The sequence below is a fragment of the Marinobacterium mangrovicola genome, from assembly GCF_004339595.1.
GTDB lineage: Bacteria > Pseudomonadota > Gammaproteobacteria > Pseudomonadales > Balneatricaceae > Marinobacterium_D > Marinobacterium_D mangrovicola.
In genome coordinates this window covers 1-18,444 of sequence record NZ_SMFU01000009.1, presented here as the reverse complement: position 1 = coordinate 18,444, position 18,444 = coordinate 1, and the positions used below count along the sequence as shown (strand labels likewise).

Genomic DNA, 18,444 nt, shown 5'->3' with positions numbered 1-18,444 from the left:
ATTCGTACTGGAGTACTGCATGACATTGGCAGATCGCTGGTTGCTGCCCGATGGAATGAAAGAGATGTTGCCGCCTCGTGCGCGTCAGGTTGAAATGATGCGTCGTCGCGTGCTGGATCTGTATGACTGCTGGGGCTACGACCTGGTGATGCCGCCGCTGGCGGAGCATCTTGAATCGCTGCTGACCGGCGTCGGTCGCGACCTGGAGATGAAAACCTTCAAACTGACCGACCAGGTCAGTGGTCATACCCTCGGCGTGCGCGCCGATATGACTCCTCAGGTAGCGCGTATCGATGCCCATCGGTTGCGTACCGAGGGTCCAAGTCGACTCTGTTACTGCGGTTCGGTGTTGCATACCCGGCCCGGCAACATGCTGGCGTCGCGCAACCCGCTGCAGCTCGGTGCCGAGCTTTATGGCCACGCGGGCCTCGATAGTGACGTGGAAGTGATCTCGCTGATGCTTGAGACGCTGCGTACTGTCGATGTGAAGGGTCCGGTGAGCCTGGATCTGGGGCATGTGGGCGTTTTCAGTGAGCTGATGCAGGAAGCGGCGCTTGCCGGTGAAGAGCAGGATCGTTTCATCGACATGCTGCAGCGCAAGGCTTTGCCGGAGATCGGCAGTTTTGTGGCGGGGCTTGATCTCGCTGAGGGCGTTGCTGAAAAGCTCCTCGCGCTGCCGCGGCTCAATGGCGGTGTTGAGGTTCTTCAGCGTGCGCGCGAACTGTTTGCGGGTTCCGAGAGTATTCTGGCTGCGTTGACCTATATTGAACAGGTGGCGCAGCGGGTGGAAAGTCGCTATCCGGCGACCGACCTCTACTTTGATCTTGGTGAACTGCGTGGCTATCACTATCACACCGGTGTGGTGTTTGCTGCCTACTCACCTCACTTTGGTCAGGCGCTGGCCAAAGGTGGTCGTTACGACCGTATTGGAGAAGACTTTGGTCGAGCACGCCCGGCAACGGGTTTCAGTGCCGATCTGAAAACCCTGCTTGAAGTCGCGCTGGCGATGCCGGAGATTGATCGCTCCGCTGTGCTGGTGCCGGCCACCGAAGAGCAGGATCTCCTTGCTGCGATCGCGGATCTGAGACAGGCCGGTGTGCGTGTCGTACAGATGCTGGGTGGAGAAGTGGTACCGGGCTGCTGTGATCGTCAGCTGGTACTGAAGGACGGGCAGTGGGTCGTTGAGACCCGGTGAACTTTTTCTCAATTTTTAAGAGTTTTTAGAGACAGCAATGGGTAGAAACGTCGTTGTTCTGGGCACCCAGTGGGGTGATGAAGGCAAGGGTAAGATCGTCGATCTGCTGACCGAAAAAGTCGCAGCGGTGGTTCGCTTTCAGGGCGGTCATAACGCCGGCCATACACTGGTAATCGATGGACAGAAAACCGTACTGCACCTGATTCCGTCGGGTATTCTGCGGCCGAATGTCGAGTGCCTGATCGGTAACGGGGTGGTGCTTTCTCCTGATGCACTGCTGGAAGAGATCGCCGGTCTGGAAGAAAGTGGTGTGCCCGTGGCTGAGCGTCTGCGTCTGAGCCCGGCCTGCCCGCTGATTCTGTCCTACCATGTGGCACTGGATCAGGCGCGCGAAAAGGCGCGTGGTGAGGCCAAGATCGGTACAACCGGTCGTGGTATCGGCCCGGCCTACGAAGACAAGGCTGCCCGTCGTGGTCTGCGTCTGGGTGATATGGCTGATCCTGCAAGCTTTGAGGTGAAGCTGCGTGAAGTGATGAAATATCACAACTACATGCTGGAGCATTACTACGAAGTCGACCCGATCGACGTCGATGCTCTGCTCGCGCACTGCCTGGAGATGGCCAAGACCCTGGTGCCGATGATGACCGACGTGACTACGCGTCTGCATCAGCTGCGCAAGCAGGGTGCCAGCATCATGTTTGAAGGTGCGCAGGGCTCTCTGCTGGATATTGACCACGGTACTTATCCGTACGTGACCTCTTCCAACACTACCGCCGGCGGTACCTCTACCGGTAGTGGTTTCGGCCCGCTGTACCTGGATTACGTACTGGGTATTACCAAGGCTTACACGACTCGAGTCGGCGGCGGCCCGTTCCCGACCGAGCTGAACTGCGATATCGGTGCGCGCCTGGCTGAGCGTGGTCATGAGTTTGGTGCGACTACTGGTCGTGCGCGTCGTTGTGGCTGGTTCGATGCCGTCGCGCTCAAGCATGCGATTCAGATCAACTCTGTTTCCGGCATCTGTCTGACCAAGCTCGACGTTCTGGATGGCCTGGATCAGATTAATATCTGTATCGGTTACGCCGATGCCGAGGGTAATCCAGTGACTTCTCTCTGCGGCAGCGAGGCTTACGAGTCCGTGCAGCCGGTTTACGAGGTTGTGTCGGGCTGGAGCGAGTCTACCGTGGGTCTTAAATCTCTCGACGAGCTGCCGGCGAACGCCCGTGCATACATTGAGCGCCTGGAAACCCTGGTTGAGACCCCGATCGATATCATCTCTACCGGTCCTGACCGTATTGAGACTATCGTTCTGCGTGATCCGTTCGAAGAGTAATCTTCGCCGGGTCCGTCAGGGCATAAAAAAAGCCGCGCTTGATAGCGCGGCTTTTTTGTATCTACGTTCTGCTCCGGCTCGGAGGGTTAGCTCTGAATTGCCGGGTGCAGGGTTTTTAGCAGTGTTTTGAACATCTTTGCGTTACCTGCAACCAGTTTGCCGCTGTCGCGGTGGTTGCTGCCGCCGGCGGTATCGCCGACCAGTGCGCCTGCTTCCTGAAGTAGCAGCAAACCCGCGTCCTGTTCGCTCTGATACAGGCCTAGCTGGCAGAAGCCGTCAAGGCGTCCTGCAGCGGTATAAGCCAGGTTCAGTGCGACGGAGCCGGTGTTGAACGGAGTGGCTCCGGCGCTAACCAGTTCGCGCATGATAGCGATCTGAGTATCAAGTCCAGACTGGTCGCTGTTGCGTCCGAGGAAACCGGTTCCGATCAGGGCGCCATCCAGAGCTTTGCGAGCGCTGACGCGCAGGCGCTTGCCGTTAAGCTGGGCGCCTTCACCGCGGCTGGCAGTGAACTCCTCGCCGGTGATCGGGTTCAGGATCAGGGCGTGGGTAACCTTGCCCTTGACGCGCCCGGTGATGCTTAGCGCAAAGGAGGGAACCGCATTGGAGAAGTTTGTCAGGCTGTCGATAGGGGTTACCTGCCACTCGCAAGGAGTGGGGCCTTCGCCGCTGGCTTCGTGTCGTCCGCTGTAGTCGCCGATTACCGTGTGGTGGGGGTAGGCTTTCTGCAGTGTGTGGGCGACTGTGCGTTCAGCCTGAAGGCAGAGGTCATTGATAAAGCCGGCGACCTTGTCCTGTTCGGACTTGATCAGATCCAGGCGTTCGGTGCCGCGGGCGATCTGCTCGGCGGCGAGACGTGCGGCGCGCAGAGCGATGTTGACCATTGGTTGCATTGGGTATGGAGTCCAGTCGTTCGAATGGGGGAATCAAACGGAAATTATAACGCACTCTGTGGGGTTGAATAAACGTTGACCGCAAAGATGCTGTAAGTGTCGCACTCGAGTCGCTCTGCGCGGCCCAGTTCTGTTATTATATGCGCCCTTTTTTGACAGGTTCTTTGGCGCGCTCATGCTCGAACATATCCGTATCGTTCTGGTAAATACCACACATCCCGGCAATATCGGAGCCGTGGCTCGTGCCATGAAAAATATGGGGCTGAGCGACCTCTGCCTGGTTGAACCCAAGCACTACCCGGATGAGGCGGCAACAGCGCGCGCTTCGGGGGCTACCGATATTCTGGATAATGCGCGTGTTGTGTCGACGCTGGAAGAGGCGTTGGCAGACTGTCAGCTGGTGGTCGGTACCAGTGCCCGGGGGCGTCACATTCCCTGGCCGGTTATCAATCCGCGTGAGCTGGGCGCCATCGCCATGCCCTTGGCCGGTAAGTCACGCGTGGCTGTGCTCTTCGGTCGCGAGGATCGGGGGCTGACCAATGATGAATTGCATGCCTGTCATCATCACGTTCATATCCCTTCAGTGGAGGGGTTTAGCTCTCTCAATATTGCCGCCGCCGTGCAGGTGATCTGCTACGAACTGCGTATGGCTAAGCTGCTTGAAGATGAGCAGAGTAAGCCGCAGTGGGGCACAGACTGGGATATAGAGCTTGCCGATCACGCTGAGCTCGAGCGTATGTTCGAACACCTTGAACAGACTCTTGTTGATATCGACTTCCTTGATCCGAATAACCCGCGTCAGTTGATGACCAGGTTGCGTCGGCTACTGCTGCGTGCCGTTCCGGATAAGGTCGAGGTGAATGTACTGCGCGGGATTCTGAAGTCGGTCAATCGTGGTTTTGGTGCGGGTTCCAGCAAGGATGGGGATTCCACAAAAGAGAGTGGCGAAAAGGGTTCTCAATCCTGACTTTAATGGTCGGGAATATACTTGACTAAATCTCTTGGTTTTTGCACAATGGCGTCAGGCTCGCAGCAGCAGGTGAGGATGACTATGCGATTGACAACTAAGGGGCGTTACGCCGTAACGGCGATGCTCGACTTGGCCCTTCATGAGGGCAAAGGACCGATCAGCCTGGCGGATATATCAGAGCGCCAGGGCATATCGTTGTCCTATCTGGAGCAGCTCTTCGCCAAGCTGCGTCGCAACGAACTGGTGCACAGTGTGCGCGGTCCGGGCGGCGGATACCAGCTCAAACGTGAGCGCGGAGAGATTAATGTGGCGGAAGTGATCGATGCTGTCAATGAGTCGGTCGATGCCACGGGTTGCCGCAGTACCGGCAACTGTCAGAGCGGCGAAGTCTGCCTGACCCACCATTTATGGTGCGATTTGAGTGAACAGATCCATGGTTTCCTGAGTGATATCAGCCTGGCGGATCTGGTGTTGCGAAATGATGTGCAGGAAGTTGCCGAGCGCCAGGGGCAGCGTAGCCGGACTCAACCGGAACAATTGATCGCCAGCAGTGTTGCGTCAGCATCCTGATAGCGAAGAGCTTTGGAGATTGAAATGAAATTGCCGATCTATCTCGATTATTCAGCAACAACACCGGTAGATCCGCGTGTGGCCGAGAAGATGATGAGCTGCCTGACGCCCGAAGGAAACTTCGGTAACCCGGCTTCCCGCTCTCATATGTTTGGTTGGAAAGCTGAAGAAGCGGTCGAGACAGCGCGTCGTCAGGTGGCAGATCTGCTTGGTGCGGATCCGCGTGAAATCGTCTGGACTTCTGGTGCAACCGAGTCCGACAACCTGGCAATCAAGGGTGTAGCGCACTTCTATCAGAAGAAGGGCAAGCACATCATCACCTCCAAAATTGAACATAAGGCAGTGCTTGATACCTGTCGTCAGCTGGAGCGTGAAGGTTTTGAAGTGACCTATCTGACGCCTGGCAGTGATGGCATCATCACGCCGCAGATGGTCGCTGACGCGCTGCGTGAAGACACTATCCTGGTGTCTTTGATGCACGTGAATAACGAGATCGGCACCATTACCGATATTGCTGCGATCGGCGAGCTGACCCGTAGTCACGGTGTGCTGTTGCATGTAGATGCCGCTCAGAGTGCAGGCAAACTGCCGCTGGATATGTCCAGCATGAAAGTGGATCTGCTGTCCGTATCCGGTCACAAGATGTACGGCCCGAAAGGTATAGGTGCGCTGTATGTGCGCCGTAAGCCGCGTGTACGTCTGGAAGCCCAGATGCACGGCGGTGGTCATGAGCGTGGCATGCGCTCCGGCACTCTGCCGACCCACCAGATCGTGGGTATGGGTGAAGCGGCCCGCATCTGCCAGGAAGAGATGGAGAGCGAAGGCGAGAAGCTGAAAGCGCTGCGCGATCGCTTCTGGCAGGGCGTTAACAGCATGGAAGAAGTGCACGTGAATGGCTCTCTGGAGCAGCGCGTTGCCGGTAACCTGAACGTCAGCTTCGCCTTTGTTGAAGGTGAATCTCTGCTGATGTCTCTGAAGGACCTGGCGGTTTCTTCGGGTTCCGCATGTACTTCTGCCAGCCTTGAGCCCTCTTATGTGCTGCGTGCACTGGGGCTGAACGACGAGCTGGCACACAGCTCCATCCGTTTCTCCTTCGGTCGGTTTACCACCGAGGAAGAAGTGGACTACGCCGTCAAACAGATTCGCGTTGCTGTCGACAAGCTGCGCGAGCTGTCCCCCCTGTGGGACATGTTTAAAGACGGAATCGATTTGAACACAGTTGAGTGGGCTCACCACTAAGCGGGCTACACGAGCTCTTGGAGGTCATCATGGCTTACAGCGAACAGGTTATTGATCATTACGAAAACCCGCGCAACGTCGGTAAGATGGACGACAAAGACGGTCACGTCGGTACCGGCATGGTGGGTGCTCCGGCATGTGGCGACGTTATGCGCCTGCAGATCCGCGTTAACGACGACGGTGTGATCGAAGATGCGAAATTCAAAACATACGGCTGCGGTTCAGCTATCGCATCCAGCTCCCTGGTGACCGAATGGGTTAAGGGTATGACGCTGGATCAGGCGGCTGAACTGAAAAATGCTCAGATCGCAGAAGAGCTTGCACTGCCGCCAGTGAAAATTCACTGCTCGGTGCTTGCTGAAGATGCTATCAAGGCAGCTGTTGAAGACTACCGTAAAAAGCAGGGCTAAGGCCTCAGGCCTTGGCGTTGCCAGCAGAACAGGGTGAGGGTTATATGGCGATCAGCATGACAGACGCTGCGGTAAACCATGTCGCGCGCTTTCTCGAAAAACGCGGCCACGGCAGCGGTATTCGTGTCGGCGTGCGTACTTCCGGATGTTCCGGCATGGCTTATGTGCTCGAATTCATCGATCAGGTCGAAGATGAAGACCAGGTGTTTGAGTTCGGCGACGTGCGTGTGGCGATCGACCCGAAAAGCCTGGTCTACCTTGACGGAACCGAGCTGGATTTCGTCAAGGAAGGTCTGAATGAAGGCTTTAAGTTTAATAACCCCAACGTCAGCAGCGAATGCGGCTGCGGCGAAAGCTTTAACGTCTAAATACGCTAGCGAGGGTGCCCGGCTTACCAATGGATATGACCCGAAATTACTTTGAGCTGTTCGATCTCCAGCCTGGATTCGAGCTGGATCTTGGCTTGCTCAGCGAGAGATATCGGGAACTCCAGAAGCAGTGGCACCCTGATCGCTTTGCCCATCTCTCCGAGCGGGAACGCAGGCTGTCCGTGCAATACACGGCGCATTTGAATGAAGCGTTCCAGTCGCTCAAGTCTCCACTGCGCCGTGCGCAGTATCTGTTGTTGCTTCAGGGGCGGGATACCCATGGGGAATCCGGTGCGCAGCTCGATCCTATGTTCCTGATGGAGCAGATGGAGCTGCGTGAGCGCCTGTCAGAGGTTGCCGAGCAGGATGATCCGGAGGCGGAGCTTGAGCAGTTGCAGCAGGAAGCTGAACAGGCGCTGCGGGAGCTGCGGGCTGAATTTGTCTCACTCTACACGGGCGGCGATCTCGAAGGCGCTGAGCGGACGGTGCGTAAGATGCAGTTCGCCACCAAGCTCGAAACCGAGATAGAAGCGCTCGAAGATCGTTTGTTCGACGACTGAACGGAACCCCTTATGGCTTTGTTGCAAATCGCCGAACCCGGCCAGAGTGCTGCGCCTCACGAGCGCAGGCTGGCGGTTGGGATCGACCTAGGAACCACCAACTCACTGGCTGCGACTGTGCGTAGCGGTGAGGCGCAGACGCTGCCGGATATCAACGGAGAGCATCTGCTGCCTTCGGTGGTGCATTACTCTGGCGACGGCTCGCTCCAGGTAGGTTCTGAGGCGCTCGAATGCGCCGCTGAGGATCCCTACAACACAATTATATCGGTTAAACGTCTGATGGGGCGTGGTGTTGAGGACGTGCTCTCCTTCGGGGATGAGCTGCCTTACCGCTTCTCGCCGGGCGATGGCGGCATGCCTTATATCGAAACCAATGCCGGTCCGCGCAGCCCGGTCCAGGTGTCGGCCGATATTCTTCGTACTTTGCGTGAACGCGCTGAAGACTCGCTGGAAGGTGAGTTGACCGGCGCGGTTATCACCGTGCCCGCCTATTTCGACGACGCTCAGCGTCAGGCCACCAAAGATGCGGCTCGTATCGCCGGGTTGCATGTTCTGCGTCTGCTTAATGAGCCCACCGCAGCAGCCGTTGCCTATGGCCTGGACCAGGGGGAAGAGGGTGTTATTGCGGTCTATGACCTCGGTGGCGGCACCTTTGATATCTCCGTTCTGCGCCTGAATAAAGGTGTGTTCGAGGTGCTGGCGACCGGCGGTGATAGCGCGTTGGGTGGCGATGATTTCGATTACGCTCTGGCACGCTGGATATTGAAAGAGTCCGGTATCGAGCTGGAGCCTGATGCTCAGCAGGCACGATACCTGACGACCCTGGCAAAAAGTGTCAAGGAACGTCTCAGTGCAGAGCCTCAGGTTCAGGTGACGCTGGAGCTCGCTGGCAAGGTTGCTGAGGTTGCCGTTAGTCGTGAGCAGTTTGACGCCGCGGTAGAGCCTCTGGTGAAAAAGACCCTGCGCAGCTGTCGTCGCGCCCTGAAGGATGCCGGAGTTTCGGCTGAAGAGGTGCGGGATGTGGTGATGGTGGGCGGCTCTACACGTGTACCTCTGGTGCGTGCCAAGGTGGGTGAGCTCTTTGGTCGCGAGCCGCATATCGATATCGATCCCGATCGCGTGGTTGCAGTTGGCGCTGCGCTTCAGGCGGACGTACTTGCCGGTAACAAACCGGACAGCGATATGTTGCTGCTCGACGTGATCCCGCTTTCTCTGGGGCTTGAAACCATGGGTGGGCTGGTGGAGAAAGTTATCCACCGCAATACCGCGATTCCGGTGGCGCGTGGCCAGGAATTTACCACCTATCAGGATGGCCAGACCGCCATGGCGATTCATGTGGTGCAGGGTGAGCGTGAGCTGGTCTCCGATTGTCGCTCTCTGGCGCGCTTCGTGCTGCGTGGTATTCCGCCGATGGCTGCCGGTGCTGCCAAAATTCGTGTCACTTTTCAGGTGGATGCGGATGGCCTGCTCAGCGTCTCCGCGCAGGAGTTGTCTACCGGTGTCGAAAGTAGTATCCAGGTGAAGCCCTCCTACGGTCTTACCGATGACGAAATCACCGGTATGCTGCAGGACTCTTTCAGCCATGCGGCGGAGGATCTCACCGCCCGTGCGCTGCGTGAGCAGCAGGTCGAGGCCGAGCGTCTTGCCTCTGCGGTAGAGGCGGCCATCGTCCAGGACGGAGAACTGCTTGATTCTGATGAATTGGCGGCTCTTAAAGCGGGTGTGGCAGAACTGCGTAAAACAGCGGGTGGCAGAGATTCTGCCGCCATCGAAGCGGGTGTGAAAACGCTTGCTAAACTGAGTGATGATTTTGCTGCTCGGCGCATGGATAAGGGTATCCAGAGTGCGCTGAAGGGGCATCGAATTGACGAACTGGATAAGGAGTCGGAGTAATGCCGCAGCTGATTTTTCTGCCGCATGAGGAGCTCTGCCCGGAAGGCAAGGTAGTTGAAGTAGAGCCGGGTATCAGCATTTGCGATGCCGCTCTGGCTAATGGTGTGGATATAGAGCACGCCTGCGAGAAATCCTGTGCCTGCACAACCTGCCACGTCATTGTGCGTGAGGGGTTTGAGTCACTTGAAGAATCCGACGAGCTTGAAGATGACATGCTGGATAAGGCCTGGGGCCTGGAGCCTGAGTCGCGTTTGAGTTGTCAGGCGATTGTGGCCGATGAGGATCTTGTGGTTGAGATTCCCAAGTACACGATCAACCAGGTTTCAGAGCAGCACTGAGCGGGGTAGGCATCATGGGTTATAAATGGGTTGATGTACTGGATATCGCCATAGAGCTTGATGAGCTGTATCCCGATGTGGATCCGATGCAGATCAGTTTCCCGGACCTGTATCAGAAGGTGCTGGATCTTGAGCAGTTTGACGATGATCCGTCACATTGCGGTGAGAAAATCCTCGAGGCGATCCAGATGGCCTGGATCGAGGAAAAGGACTGAAACAAACTTCACTTGTGATGGTCTATAAGCCCGGCTCAGTGCCGGGTTTTGTTTATCTCGGTGGAACTGTTCAGCCTTTAATCACTCGCGTATAATGTCGCGCCTTGTCATTTTTATATAATCAATTGGATTAGGTTTAAACCATGGCTACTGAACGTACTCTCTCCATCATCAAGCCGGACGCTGTTGCCAAAAACGTCATCGGTGAAATCCTGTCTCGCTTCGAAAAAGCGGGCCTGAAAGTAGTCGAAATGCAGATGAAATCTCTGAGCAAAGCTGAAGCTGAAGGCTTCTACGCTGAGCACAAAGAGCGTCCTTTCTTTGCTGACCTGGTCGCTTTCATGACCTCTGGTCCGGTTGTTGTTCAGGTTCTCGAAGGCGAAAACGCTATCGCTCAGAATCGTGAGCTGATGGGTGCTACCAACCCGAAAGAAGCTGCTGAAGGTACTATCCGTCGCGACTTCGCTGAGTCTATCGATGCGAACGCCGTACACGGTTCCGATTCTGCTGCTTCTGCAGAACGTGAGATCGGTTACTTCTTCGGTAACTGATTCTGTCGGAGCCGCTCATTCGAGCGGCTCCTATACTCCAAACGCGGTGACTTTTCATGACTGACGCTCCCTCCAAGGTCAATCTTCTCGGTCTTTCTCCCTCTCAACTCGAACAGTTCTTCGATGAAATGGGTGAGAAACGTTTTCGTGCCACGCAGGTACTGAAGTGGATGCATCAGTACGGTGCCAGCAGCTTCGACGAGATGACCAATATCAGCAAGGCGCTGCGCGCCAAACTGGCTGAGATGGCGGATATTCGTGAGCCGGAAATCGTACTGGAGAAATTTTCCAAAGACGGTACCCGTAAGTGGGTAATCCGCATGGATGGTGGTTCTGCCATCGAAATGGTGCTGATCCCAGAGGGTGATCGCGCCACGCTCTGCGTTTCCTCACAGGTTGGGTGCTCACTGGATTGCAGCTTCTGCTCCACCGGTAAACAGGGCTTCAACCGGGATCTGAGTACCGCCGAAATTATTGGTCAGCTGCGGGTTGCGATTCGTTCATTTGGGCCTTTCGACCCCAATGGCGACCGCCGGGTGACCAACGTCGTATTCATGGGTATGGGCGAACCGCTGCTCAACTTTGACAATGTGCTCGCGGCTACCCAGCTGATGATGGACGATAACGCCTATGGCCTGTCCAAGCGTCGTGTAACAGTTAGTACTTCGGGTGTGGTGCCTGCGCTGGATAAACTCTGTAATGTCAGCGATGTGTCACTGGCGGTGTCCCTGCATGCGCCGAACGATGCGCTGCGTGACCAGCTGGTGCCAATTAATCGTCGTTACCCGATTGCTGAGCTATTGGCCGCCTGTAACCGCTATCTGGACAGCCTGAACGACAAGCGTTCAATTACCATCGAGTACACTCTGATGGCCGGCGTCAACGATCAGCCGGAGCATGCCCGGGAACTGGTAAAAGTGCTGCGCAAGGTACCGTGCAAACTGAACCTGATTCCGTTTAATCCCTTCCCTAATTCCGGCTATGAACGGCCGAGCGAGAAGGCGATTGCCGCGTTCAAGCAAATCATGCTGAACAGTAATATTATCACCACCGTACGTCGCACCCGTGGCGACGACGTGGATGCCGCCTGTGGCCAGTTGGTCGGGCAGGTAGCTGACCGTACCCGACGTAGCCAAAAATACATCGCTGTGGTACAAGAAGAGCCTGTTCAGGGGAAGAGCCAGACTCTGTAAGGGGGAGTAATGCGACAAGTTCATGCTGTGCTGCTGCTATTGATGGCAATAATGGTTTCAGCATGTTCGACGACCTCCTCAGACCGGTTTGAAAAAGCCGGTGCTTCCCGGGAAGATGCGCTCGAATCCTACACCAGTCTAGGTCTCCAGTATCTCCGTGCCGGAGATACTGCCGGGGCTAAATCGCCACTACAGCGTGCACTTGATATCGATGATAGTTATGCGCCTGCATATAATGCCATGGCGCTGGTGTTCCAGGCCGAGCGTGACCTGGATATTGCCGAGAGCTATTTCCGCAAGGCGATTGATGCCGATCCTGAATCTGCCATGATTCACAACAACTTCGGTGTGTTCCTGTTCTCTCAGGAACGTTACCAGGAAGCTTGTACGCAGCTTGCCCGTGCCACCGAAGATCCTTTCTATTCCGCCCGCGCTCAGGCTTTCGAGAACCTGGGGCGCTGCTATCGTCGTACCGGGCGGCCAGATGTGGCGGAACACGCACTGCGACGAGCTCTGACGCTGTCACAGCAACGTCCGCTTGCTCTGGTCGAGCTCTCCGATCTGATGCTGGAAAAGAATCAGGAAACCGAGGCTGCGGCTCTGTTCAATCGTTTTCGCGAGCTGGTTGATAGCAAACGTGTGAACCACTTCCCGTTGAGTCTGTGGGTAGGGATACGCGTGGCCAGATATGAAGGTAACGCCAATATGGCGGCAACCTACGCGCTGTTGTTGAAGAATATGTATCCTCGGTCCAGTGAATACCGGGCTTATAAGGAGTCTGCGCAGTGAGCAGCGAAGAGATATCTCAGGATAGTGGTGCCACTTTTACCGGCGGTAACTTCGTTAAGGCCAGAGAAACTCTCGGGGTCAGTCTGCAGGAGCTCAGTCGCGAGCTTCACCTGCCGGTTGCTACGCTGGAAGCGATCGAAAGGGGCGAGTTTAAAGGCCTGGGCGGGCCGGTGTTTGTGCGTGGCTATATCCGTTCCTACGCCCGTCGCCTGAAAATGAATCCGGATACCTATGTCAGTCAGTTCGATCGTATGTCTGGCATCAAGGATACCGCTGCGCCGGTGCGCGCGGTGGGGACAGTGTCTACTAGTCCCGCTCGGCAAAGCCGTTCGGTGATGCGTTTTGGTACGCTTTTGTTCATCGTTGCAATTGTCGGCTTTATCGTCTGGTGGTGGCAGACCCAGTACTCCATCGATAGCGTGATTACTCCGGTTGGGGATTCACCGGTCACCGTGGATACCGCTGACGGCAACACTCTAGTATTGCCGCCGCTGGATGATGAAAGTAGCAGTGCACCTGTCGATCAGCTGCCCGCATTTAATTCACCGGATACCAGTGTCATAGAGTATGACGCGGAAGCTCCGGCAGAAACCTTAGAGCAGGCCGCATCATCGGCGATTCCTGGCGTCGCTGAAATAACAGCCAGCGACGATGCTGCCACCGTGGAATCTGAAGCCGCCAGCAATGAAGCGGAACCGGTGGAACAGCCTGTCGCGGCTGCCGACCAGTTCCATCTGGTGCTGGCTGATGAGAGCTGGCTCAGTGTAAAGGATGCAACAGGTCGTACCCTGTTCAATGGCATTGCCCAGTCGGGCAGTGATCTGACATTTGACGGCGAGGAGCCACTCGCGGTAGTGATCGGTCGTGCCAGTGCGGTTGCCAGTATCGAATATCGTGGTGAGCCGGTTGATCTCTCACAGGTGAACAATAACAATGTCGCCCGTTTGAGTCTGCCAATGTCTCAGCGTTAACCACCATCTGCAATACGGGAAAGTAATACCTTGGCGAAAATCAAAGCCATACGGGGCATGAACGATATTCTGCCGGAGCAGACCCCGGTCTGGCAGTATCTGGAAAAACAGGTAGAGACGGTGCTTGGTGCTTACGGCTACAGCGAACTGCGTATGCCGATCGTCGAGCAGACCGACCTGTTCAAACGCTCTATCGGTGAAGTGACCGACATCGTCGAAAAAGAGATGTACACCTTCGAGGATCGTAATGGCGATAGTCTGACTTTGCGTCCTGAAGGCACGGCGAGCTGCGTACGCGCCTGTGAAGAACATGGGCTCACCTTTAACCAGGTACAGCGTCTCTGGTACATGGGGCCGATGTTCCGTCACGAGCGTCCACAGAAGGGACGCTATCGCCAGTTTCATCAGATCGGTGTTGAAACCTTTGGTATGCAGGGGCCGGACATCGATGCTGAGCTGATCATTATGACTGCGCGTCTCTGGCGTCAGCTGGGGATGGAGGAAGCGGTTACCCTGCATCTGAATACCCTTGGGACTGCGGAGGAGCGTGCACGCTTCAAGGCGGACCTGGTCGAGTACCTCAAGCAGCACGAGGAAGCCCTGGACGCCGACAGTCAGCGTCGACTGAAAACCAACCCTCTGCGGGTATTGGATAGCAAAGACCCTGGTACTCAGGCGCTGCTGGATAACGCTCCGCATTTCCATGATTACATCGATGCAGAGTCACGCGAGCACTTTGATCGTCTCTGTACCTTGCTTGACCGCGCCGGCGTTGCCTATGAAGTCAATGCGCGTCTGGTGCGTGGTCTGGATTACTACGGCAAGACAGTGTTCGAGTGGATTACCGACAAGCTTGGCTCCCAGGGTACCGTGTGCGCGGGTGGTCGATATGATGGTCTGGTTGAACAGCTGGGTGGCCGTGCCACACCGGCGGTTGGCTTTGCCATGGGTATGGAGCGTCTTATTCTGCTGCTCGAAACCCTCGAGCTGGTACCGGAAAGCGTGCATCAGAAAGTCGATATCTACGCGATGGCCATGGGGGATGATGCTCAGGTTGAGATGTTCCGTATTGCTGAAGAGCTGCGTGATCAAACCGGCCTGCGTGTTCAGCTTCACTGCGGTGGCGGCAGCTTCAAGAGCCAGATGAAGAAGGCCGACAGAAGCGGTGCTCGTTTCGGTTTGCTGATGGGTGACGATGAGCTGGCCAATGGCGTAGTTACCCTTAAACCTCTGCGTGAAACGGCCGAGCAAAAACAGATAACACTTAAAGAGCTGACAGCTGAGCTGGTCAGCATCTATAGCGAAGATTAAGAGAGGCAGGATCGTGGCTGAGTTGCGTACCGAAGAGGAACAGATCGAGGCGATCAAAAGCTGGTGGAAGGAAAATGGACGTTCACTGCTCCTGGCTATTGCTGTGGCTGTTGCCGGTGTGGTCGGTTGGCAGGCATGGCAGAAGCGTGTCGAAGTTCAGTCAACCAACGCATCGGTCACCTATCAGGAACTGCTCCAGGCAGTGACAGCGCTGCGTGACACTCCAGACGATGGGGCGCAGTCAGCGACCGCAGAACACCTGGCGGGTGTCCTTCAGGATGAGTATTCCAGCACCGGTTATGCATCGCTCGGTGCGATGCTGATGGCGCGTGTAGCGGTGGATGCAGGTGATCTGGATAAAGCGCTGACTCAGCTCGATTGGGCTCGCCAGAATGCTGAAGACGAAGAGTTGAAGCAGTTGGCGACTCTGCGTAGCGCGCGTATCAAACTGGCTCAGGGCGATGCAGCAGCTGCCAGCTCAATCTTGGCAGAGGCCAACGCTGATCACTTTAATGCTGCATACGCGGAGCTGCGGGGTGATGTTCTGGTGGCTCAGGGGCAGGTGGCTGAAGCGCGTCAGGCTTATGAGCAGGCACTGGAGTCTGCAAGCCCGCAGATGCGCCCGGTGATCCAGATGAAGCATGATGATCTGGCCGGGGGAGAGCGCTCATGAAACCGGTAACCCGTATTCTGGCCTCAGGTCTGCTTGCCGCGACCCTGTCCGGCTGCGGCTTGTGGAGCAGCCCCGATGAGATCGAACCTGCTGAACTCGTTGACTTCGATGCTGAAAAAGAGGTGTCGGTAGTCTGGAGTTCCCAGGTCGGTGACGGCCCCGGTGAAGGCTACCATCAGTTCGCACCGGCCATTGGCGATACCCGTATCTTCGCAACGGATGCTGAAGGTGATGTTCACGCATTCGACCGCGCCAATGGCGATCGCCTTTGGGAAGTTGAACTTGATATGCGCCTCTCCGGCGGTGTCGGTTATGGTTTCGGTACCGTGATCGTTGCCTCCGAGAACGGCGAAGTGATCGCCCTGGACAGTGATAATGGCGCCGAACTCTGGCGCACCCGTGTTGCTTCCGAAGTGGTGGCTCAGCCGCAGGTAAACGCTGACCTGGTGGTGGTTCAGGTGATCAACGGCCAGGTTGCAGCATTCGACCGGGTCACTGGTGAGCATCGCTGGACCTACGACAGTCAGATTCCGCAGCTGAGCCTGCGTGGCACCAGCGCACCGGTGGTCACGCCTCAGGCAACTCTGACCGGGTTTGCCAACGGCAAGCTGATCGCTATCGATAACGCCTCGGGTAACGCGCTGTGGGAAGAGCGTGTCGCCCTGGCTGAGGGACGTTCTGAGCTGGAGCGTATCGTTGATATTGATGGTCGACCGTTGATCTACAACGGCACCGTATTTGTCAGCAGCTACCAGGGTCGCCTGGTGGCGTTGAATCCCTATGGCCCGCGCATTATCTGGAATATCGATTTCTCCAGTTATCGCAGTTTGGCTGCAGGGTTCGGCAATATCTACGCGATTTCGGCGGATGATAAAATTGACGCCCTCGATGCTGGCAGCAGTGCCAGCGTATGGCAGCAGCCCGCGCTTTATTATCGCGGCCTCACCTCTCCGGCGGTGATCGGCAATACCCTGGTGGTTGGTGATGCCGAGGGTTACCTGCACTTCATGTCGCAGGTCGATGGGCATTTTGTGGCACGTTATAATTTTGATTCCTCCGGTATCTACAGTGATCCGCAGGTGGTCGATAATGTGCTTTACGTACTCAGCAACGATGGTCGTTTGTCGGCTCTCACGCTGAACTGAATTAAATCTTAAGTGAAGCGCGGCGGCGTTCTGCTTGGGTGGGACGCCGCCGCGCTGTTTTGGGTGAATAGCTATGCTTCCGGTGATTGCACTGGTGGGCCGACCGAATGTCGGTAAATCGACTCTTTTTAACCGACTGACCCGTACCCGTGACGCATTGGTTGCCGATCTGCCGGGCCTGACACGCGACCGCAAGTATGGCGAAGGCAAGTTGGGCGAGCGCGACTACATCGTTATCGATACTGGCGGTATCTCCGGTGATGAAGAGGGTATCGACAAGGTCATGGCCGAGCAGTCGCTGCTGGCCATCGATGAAGCCGATGTGGTGCTCTTCCTGGTTGACGGCCGCGCAGGGCTCAATCCCGCTGACGAGATGATCGCTGATCACCTGCGTCGGGAGCAGAAGAGCTGTTACCTGGTAGTCAACAAAACCGACGGTATAGACCCGGACGTCGCCCGTAGCGAATTCTTTAGCCTGGGGCTTGGTGATCCATTGACCATTGCAGCGGCTCACGGCCGTGGCGTGTCTGCGCTGATCGACTTGACTCTGGACGAGCTCGGTATCCCCGAGCCGGACGAAAACGCTGTCGAAGAGGAAGAAGACGACAATATCAGGATCGCTATTGTCGGGCGTCCCAACGTGGGTAAGTCCACCCTGGTAAACCGCATGCTGGGTGAAGATCGGGTAGTCGTCTTCGACCAGGCCGGCACCACCCGGGACAGCATCTATATCCCTTATGAGCGTGATGGTCAGCCCTATACGCTGATCGACACGGCGGGTGTGCGTCGTCGTAAGCATATTCGCGAAGCGGTGGAGAAGTTCTCCATCGTCAAAACCCTGCAGGCGATCAAGGATGCCAACGTGGTCGTGGCAGTGATTGATGCCCGTGAGGGGGTTACCGAGCAGGATCTGCATATGCTCGGCTTTGTGATCGATTCCGGGCGTGCGCTGGTTCTTGCGTTGAACAAATGGGACGGAATGACCCAGGAGCAAAAAGAGAAGGTTAAAACCCAGGTGGATCGTCGCCTGATGTTTGCTTCTTTTGCCCGTTTCCACTTTATTTCAGCGCTTCATGGCACGGGTGTTGGCGATCTTTACCGCTCGATCAATGAAGCCTATGACTCAGCCATGGCTAAATGGTCCACCAACCAGCTGACCAAGCTGCTGGAAGATGTGGTCGCTGATCATCAACCGCCGCAGGTGAACAATCGTCGCATCAAGCTGCGTTACGCTCACCAGGGGGGATCTAACCCGCCGATCATCGTTGTGCATGGTAACCAGACCGATTCGCTGCCTGGCTCCTACAAACGTTACCTCGAGAACCGCTTTATTAAGTTCCTCAAGGTGAAGGGTACGCCGATCCGCTTCGAGTTCCGTACCGGGGATAACCCCTTTGCCGGCAAGCGCAACATCCTGACGGCAAGGCAGCAGGCAAAGAAAGAGCGTCAGCGTCAGCACGTGAAAGAGATGAAGTACCGTCAGAAAAAGAAAGCTAAGAAGGCTTAATGCGTTCTTTGAATAGGTAAGGGAGCTTCGGCTCCCTTTTTTATTGCTCGTTTCAGGCCCAAAAAGGGCGCTTTGAACTTTTTGTAAATTATTTCCAAGAAGGCTGTTGACTCCCTCCGGCAGGTCTGTAGAATGCGCCTCCTCGCTTGAGACGACACACCCTTCGGGGCTGCAGACGACCAGCGAGGCGGTTTTCCAACCACTTGAATTTCTAAGAAGTTTTCAGAAATTCCCCGGTTCGAAAATCGCAGTGAAAAGCGAAAATAAACGCTTGACACTGAAAACGGAGGCGGTAAGATATGCGCCTCGCTTGAGACGGA

The 18,444-nt window shown here is 56.1% G+C and carries 20 protein-coding genes; 19 read left to right on the top strand and 1 reads right to left on the bottom strand.

Annotated elements, in window-relative coordinates; translation table 11 throughout:
• Positions 1-19: 19 nt before the first annotated feature.
• Both CLV83_RS12510 and CLV83_RS12505 read left to right on the top strand, forming a co-directional pair.
• On the top strand, positions 20-1,195 hold the full coding sequence (locus CLV83_RS12510) for an ATP phosphoribosyltransferase regulatory subunit (RefSeq protein WP_132292807.1): 1,176 nt from the start codon (positions 20-22) through the stop codon (positions 1,193-1,195).
• A gap of 37 nt (positions 1,196-1,232) precedes the next feature.
• Positions 1,233-2,528, top strand: coding sequence for an adenylosuccinate synthase (locus tag CLV83_RS12505; RefSeq protein ID WP_132292804.1), 1,296 nt, complete (start codon positions 1,233-1,235; stop codon positions 2,526-2,528).
• A gap of 86 nt (positions 2,529-2,614) precedes the next feature.
• On the opposite strand, the gene CLV83_RS12500 is transcribed toward CLV83_RS12505, so the two are convergent.
• A complete protein-coding gene (locus CLV83_RS12500) occupies positions 2,615-3,421 on the bottom strand; it encodes an inositol monophosphatase family protein (protein ID WP_243642381.1) in 807 nt (268 codons plus the stop codon).
• A gap of 175 nt (positions 3,422-3,596) precedes the next feature.
• Between CLV83_RS12500 and trmJ the strand changes: the two genes are divergently transcribed.
• From trmJ to der, 17 genes are all read left to right on the top strand, one after another.
• On the top strand, positions 3,597-4,388 hold the full coding sequence (gene trmJ / locus CLV83_RS12495) for a tRNA (cytosine(32)/uridine(32)-2'-O)-methyltransferase TrmJ (protein WP_132292801.1): 792 nt from the start codon (positions 3,597-3,599) through the stop codon (positions 4,386-4,388).
• An 84-nt stretch (positions 4,389-4,472) separates the two neighbouring features.
• Positions 4,473-4,961: a Fe-S cluster assembly transcriptional regulator IscR gene (iscR, locus tag CLV83_RS12490; RefSeq protein ID WP_132292798.1), complete on the top strand. Its 489-nt coding sequence runs from the start codon at positions 4,473-4,475 to the stop codon at positions 4,959-4,961.
• 24 nt (positions 4,962-4,985) lie between these two features.
• A complete protein-coding gene (locus CLV83_RS12485) occupies positions 4,986-6,200 on the top strand; it encodes an IscS subfamily cysteine desulfurase (protein ID WP_132292795.1) in 1,215 nt (404 codons plus the stop codon).
• Between the two features lie 29 nt (positions 6,201-6,229).
• Positions 6,230-6,610, top strand: a complete 381-nt coding sequence (iscU, locus tag CLV83_RS12480) for a Fe-S cluster assembly scaffold IscU (protein WP_132292792.1) — start codon at positions 6,230-6,232, stop codon at positions 6,608-6,610.
• 44 nt (positions 6,611-6,654) lie between these two features.
• A complete protein-coding gene (iscA, locus tag CLV83_RS12475; protein WP_132294295.1) occupies positions 6,655-6,978 on the top strand; it encodes an iron-sulfur cluster assembly protein IscA in 324 nt (107 codons plus the stop codon).
• Between the two features lie 29 nt (positions 6,979-7,007).
• Positions 7,008-7,538 carry a Fe-S protein assembly co-chaperone HscB gene (hscB, locus tag CLV83_RS12470; protein ID WP_132292789.1) on the top strand — a complete coding sequence of 177 codons (531 nt, stop codon included), beginning with the start codon at positions 7,008-7,010 and terminating at the stop codon, positions 7,536-7,538.
• A 12-nt stretch (positions 7,539-7,550) separates the two neighbouring features.
• On the top strand, positions 7,551-9,431 hold the full coding sequence (gene hscA / locus CLV83_RS12465) for a Fe-S protein assembly chaperone HscA (protein ID WP_132292786.1): 1,881 nt from the start codon (positions 7,551-7,553) through the stop codon (positions 9,429-9,431).
• Positions 9,431-9,769 carry an ISC system 2Fe-2S type ferredoxin gene (gene fdx, locus CLV83_RS12460; RefSeq protein ID WP_132292783.1) on the top strand — a complete coding sequence of 113 codons (339 nt, stop codon included), beginning with the start codon at positions 9,431-9,433 and terminating at the stop codon, positions 9,767-9,769. Before hscA ends, fdx begins: the two co-directional genes overlap by 1 nt.
• A gap of 14 nt (positions 9,770-9,783) precedes the next feature.
• On the top strand, positions 9,784-9,984 hold the full coding sequence (gene iscX / locus CLV83_RS12455) for a Fe-S cluster assembly protein IscX (protein WP_132292780.1): 201 nt from the start codon (positions 9,784-9,786) through the stop codon (positions 9,982-9,984).
• A 143-nt stretch (positions 9,985-10,127) separates the two neighbouring features.
• On the top strand, positions 10,128-10,535 hold the full coding sequence (ndk, locus tag CLV83_RS12450; RefSeq protein ID WP_132292777.1) for a nucleoside-diphosphate kinase: 408 nt from the start codon (positions 10,128-10,130) through the stop codon (positions 10,533-10,535).
• Positions 10,536-10,591: 56 nt separating this feature from the next.
• The gene (rlmN, locus tag CLV83_RS12445; RefSeq protein WP_132292774.1) at positions 10,592-11,728 is read left to right on the top strand and encodes a dual-specificity RNA methyltransferase RlmN; all 1,137 of its coding nucleotides are present in this window, start codon (positions 10,592-10,594) and stop codon (positions 11,726-11,728) included.
• 9 nt (positions 11,729-11,737) lie between these two features.
• A complete protein-coding gene (pilW, locus tag CLV83_RS12440; RefSeq protein WP_132292771.1) occupies positions 11,738-12,517 on the top strand; it encodes a type IV pilus biogenesis/stability protein PilW in 780 nt (259 codons plus the stop codon).
• Positions 12,514-13,488 (top strand): RodZ domain-containing protein, encoded by a 975-nt coding sequence (locus CLV83_RS12435; protein ID WP_132292768.1) that lies wholly within the window; start codon positions 12,514-12,516, stop codon positions 13,486-13,488. The genes pilW and CLV83_RS12435 overlap by 4 nt, the downstream gene beginning before the upstream one ends.
• Before the next feature lie 57 nt (positions 13,489-13,545).
• Entirely contained in the window at positions 13,546-14,799 is a 1,254-nt protein-coding gene (hisS, locus tag CLV83_RS12430) for a histidine--tRNA ligase (RefSeq protein ID WP_424399127.1), read from the top strand.
• 13 nt (positions 14,800-14,812) lie between these two features.
• Entirely contained in the window at positions 14,813-15,472 is a 660-nt protein-coding gene (locus CLV83_RS12425) for a YfgM family protein (protein WP_132292762.1), read from the top strand.
• Entirely contained in the window at positions 15,469-16,617 is a 1,149-nt protein-coding gene (gene bamB / locus CLV83_RS12420; protein ID WP_132292759.1) for an outer membrane protein assembly factor BamB, read from the top strand. The genes CLV83_RS12425 and bamB overlap by 4 nt, the downstream gene beginning before the upstream one ends.
• Positions 16,618-16,690: 73 nt before the next feature.
• Positions 16,691-18,124, top strand: a complete 1,434-nt coding sequence (der, locus tag CLV83_RS12415) for a ribosome biogenesis GTPase Der (protein ID WP_132292756.1) — start codon at positions 16,691-16,693, stop codon at positions 18,122-18,124.
• The last annotated feature ends 320 nt before the right edge of the window (positions 18,125-18,444 follow it).

Bases quoted from the DNA above. Each gene is read 5' to 3' on its own strand.
- pilW (WP_132292771.1), top strand. From the start codon at position 11,738: ATGCGACAAGTTCATGCTGTGCTGCTGCTATTGATGGCAATAATGGTT.
- ndk (WP_132292777.1), top strand. From the start codon at position 10,128: ATGGCTACTGAACGTACTCTCTCCATCATCAAGCCGGACGCTGTTGCC.
- CLV83_RS12485 (WP_132292795.1), top strand. From the start codon at position 4,986: ATGAAATTGCCGATCTATCTCGATTATTCAGCAACAACACCGGTAGAT.
- rlmN (WP_132292774.1), top strand. From the start codon at position 10,592: ATGACTGACGCTCCCTCCAAGGTCAATCTTCTCGGTCTTTCTCCCTCT.
- CLV83_RS12500 (WP_243642381.1), bottom strand. From the start codon at position 3,421: ATGCAACCAATGGTCAACATCGCTCTGCGCGCCGCACGTCTCGCCGCC.
- fdx (WP_132292783.1), top strand. From the start codon at position 9,431: ATGCCGCAGCTGATTTTTCTGCCGCATGAGGAGCTCTGCCCGGAAGGC.
- trmJ (WP_132292801.1), top strand. From the start codon at position 3,597: ATGCTCGAACATATCCGTATCGTTCTGGTAAATACCACACATCCCGGC.
- CLV83_RS12505 (WP_132292804.1), top strand. From the start codon at position 1,233: ATGGGTAGAAACGTCGTTGTTCTGGGCACCCAGTGGGGTGATGAAGGC.
- iscU (WP_132292792.1), top strand. From the start codon at position 6,230: ATGGCTTACAGCGAACAGGTTATTGATCATTACGAAAACCCGCGCAAC.
- bamB (WP_132292759.1), top strand. From the start codon at position 15,469: ATGAAACCGGTAACCCGTATTCTGGCCTCAGGTCTGCTTGCCGCGACC.
- iscR (WP_132292798.1), top strand. From the start codon at position 4,473: ATGCGATTGACAACTAAGGGGCGTTACGCCGTAACGGCGATGCTCGAC.
- hscA (WP_132292786.1), top strand. From the start codon at position 7,551: ATGGCTTTGTTGCAAATCGCCGAACCCGGCCAGAGTGCTGCGCCTCAC.
- der (WP_132292756.1), top strand. From the start codon at position 16,691: ATGCTTCCGGTGATTGCACTGGTGGGCCGACCGAATGTCGGTAAATCG.
- iscA (WP_132294295.1), top strand. From the start codon at position 6,655: ATGGCGATCAGCATGACAGACGCTGCGGTAAACCATGTCGCGCGCTTT.
- CLV83_RS12510 (WP_132292807.1), top strand. From the start codon at position 20: ATGACATTGGCAGATCGCTGGTTGCTGCCCGATGGAATGAAAGAGATG.
- hscB (WP_132292789.1), top strand. From the start codon at position 7,008: ATGGATATGACCCGAAATTACTTTGAGCTGTTCGATCTCCAGCCTGGA.
- iscX (WP_132292780.1), top strand. From the start codon at position 9,784: ATGGGTTATAAATGGGTTGATGTACTGGATATCGCCATAGAGCTTGAT.
- hisS (WP_424399127.1), top strand. From the start codon at position 13,546: ATGAACGATATTCTGCCGGAGCAGACCCCGGTCTGGCAGTATCTGGAA.